This is a genomic window from Arhodomonas sp. KWT, from assembly GCF_010993615.1.
On sequence record NZ_WNXE01000314.1, the window covers coordinates 1 to 2,225 of the forward strand.

The window sequence follows — 2,225 nt, forward strand, 5'->3', positions numbered from 1 at the left end:
CTGGGCCTCGCCACGACGCTTACCCTGCTCGCCTCCAACACCACGGTCTCGCTGCTGCGCCGCCAGGTCCCCGCGGAGGTCCGCATCCCGGTGTACGTGCTGGTGATCGCGACGTTCGTGACCGTCATCGGCATGCTCATGAACGCCTATTTCCACGCCCTCTACGGCATCCTCGGCATCTTCATCCCGCTGATCGTGACCAACTGCGCGATCCTCGGCCGGGCCGAGGCCTTCGCCTCCCGTCACCCGGCCGGGCCGGCGGCGCTGGACGGGCTCGCCACCGGCGCCGGCTTCACCGCGGTGCTCGTCGTCCTCGGCGCCGGCCGCGAGGTACTCGGCCGGGGCACGCTGTTCCACAACGCGCACCTGATCCTCGGCGACTGGGCCCGCGGCTGGGAGATCGCGGTGCTGCCGGGCTACGACGGCTTCCTTCTCGCCGCCCTGCCCCCGGGCGCCTTCATCGGCCTGGGGCTGCTGCTCGCCGGGCGCAACGCCATCGACGCGCGCCAGCGCCGCCGCCGGCACGCCCGCGCCGGCGCCCCGGCCGGCGGGGAGGCGGCCGCATGAACCGCGAGCGCCGTGCCGGGATATTCCGGCGGCTGGCGGCGGAGAACCCGGCGCCGACCACCGAGCTCAACTACACCACGCCCTTCGAGCTGCTGGTGGCGGTGATCCTCTCCGCCCAGGCCACCGACCGCGGCGTGAACAGGGCAACCGCGCAGCTGTTCCCGGCGGCAAACACACCGCAGGCGATCCTCACCCTCGGCGAGGAGGGGCTGAAGGGCTACATCAACTCCATCGGGCTCTACAACGCCAAGGCGCGGAACATCATCGCCACCTGCCGCATCCTCATCGAGGAGCACGGCGGCGAGGTCCCGCGGGAGCGCCGGGCACTGGAGGCGCTGCCCGGGGTCGGGCGCAAGACCGCCAACGTGATCCTCAACACCGCCTTCGGCGAGCCCACCATCGCCGTGGACACGCACATCTTCCGCGTCGCCAACCGCACCGGGCTGGCGCCGGGCCGCACCGTGCGCGAGGTGGAGGACCGGCTGACGCGCTGGACGCCGAAGGCGTTCCTTCGCGACGCCCATCACTGGCTCATCCTCCACGGGCGCTACGTGTGCACGGCGCGCCGCCCGCGCTGCGGGGCCTGCGTGATCCACGACCTCTGCGAGTTCGACGACAAGACCGATTACGCCGGCGAGTGACCGCCACCACCGACACACCACCCGGGAGAGTGCATTCATGCTGGGTCAGGACCGCAACCAGATGCGCCGTTTCTACCTGGAGAGCTGGCGCAAGGCACAGGACGGCGAGCCCATGGACCCCATGGAACGGCTGGTCGCGGAGGTCGTCGCCGAGCACCCGGAATACCACGGCGTGCTCGCCGACGGCGAACGCGCCCTCGGCCGGGAGTACCTGCCCGAGGACGGCGAGACCAATCCCTTCCTGCACATGGGCCTGCACATCGCCCTGCGCGAGCAGGTGGCGAACGACCGCCCACCGGGGATACGGCGCATCCACGAGACGCTGACCCGCGCCCACGGCGAGCGCATGGCCGCGGAGCACCGCATGATGGACTGCCTCGCCGAGGCCCTGTGGCAGGCCCAGCGCCAGGGCGGCATGCCCGACGAGGCCGCCTACCTGACCTGCCTGGAGGGGCTCGCCGCGGGGCGCGGTCCACAGGTCTGACCCGGGTCAAGTCATGGGGGCACGCACCGTGCTTTACTGGGCCCGGTAGAGTGCAACATTCCGGGACGCGGCCATGCAGAACGACACGGTGCACATCGCCGCGATACGCCGCGGCGACGACGAGGACCTCTCCGACACCTTCGCCGGCCTCGCCGACGACCTTCAGGCGAAGGGCGTCGCCGTGCGCGGCCTCGTCCAGCAGCGGAGATATAACGCCGCCGGCGCACTGAGCCGGCGCCTGACGGTAATCGGCAGCGACCGCGGTTTCGGCATTTCCCAGGCCCTCGGGGCCGGCTCCCGGGCCTGCAGTCTGGACACCGCCGCCCTGGCCGACGCCGCCGCCTGGCTGCAGCGCTTCCGTGCCGAACGTCCGGGGCTGATCATCATCGACCGCTTCGGCCCGCTGGAGGCGAAGGGCCGCGGGTTCGCGGACGAAATACTCGCCATCGTCACCGACGGCATTCCCCTGCTCACCTCGGTACGCCCGGCGGAATCGGAGGCCTGGGAAGGCTTTACCGGCGGCCTCGCCGAGC

The 2,225-nt window shown here is 71.7% G+C and carries 4 protein-coding genes; all 4 read left to right on the plus strand.

From position 1 onward, the window contains the following. Positions 1–567, plus strand: a 567-nt coding sequence (locus G7A99_RS18315; RefSeq protein WP_163142883.1) for an electron transport complex subunit E, incomplete at its 5' end; no start/stop codon positions are given. Next, the gene (nth, locus tag G7A99_RS18320) at positions 564–1,208 is read left to right on the plus strand and encodes an endonuclease III (RefSeq protein WP_163142886.1); all 645 of its coding nucleotides are present in this window, start codon (positions 564–566) and stop codon (positions 1,206–1,208) included. The genes G7A99_RS18315 and nth, both read left to right, overlap by 4 nt. Positions 1,209–1,245: 37 nt before the next feature. Further along, complete coding sequence (locus G7A99_RS18325) at positions 1,246–1,692, plus strand: DUF1841 family protein (protein WP_018719289.1); 447 nt, start codon at positions 1,246–1,248, stop codon at positions 1,690–1,692. 73 nt (positions 1,693–1,765) lie between these two features. Continuing rightward, the coding region (locus G7A99_RS18330; RefSeq protein ID WP_163142889.1) for a DUF2478 domain-containing protein at positions 1,766–2,225 on the plus strand (460 nt) is incomplete at its 3' end.

What these genes read in the sequence shown, in the direction of transcription:
- nth (WP_163142886.1), top strand. Translation starts at nt 564, where the DNA reads ATGAACCGCGAGCGCCGTGCCGGGATATTCCGGCGGCTGGCGGCGGAG.
- G7A99_RS18325 (WP_018719289.1), top strand. Translation starts at nt 1,246, where the DNA reads ATGCTGGGTCAGGACCGCAACCAGATGCGCCGTTTCTACCTGGAGAGC.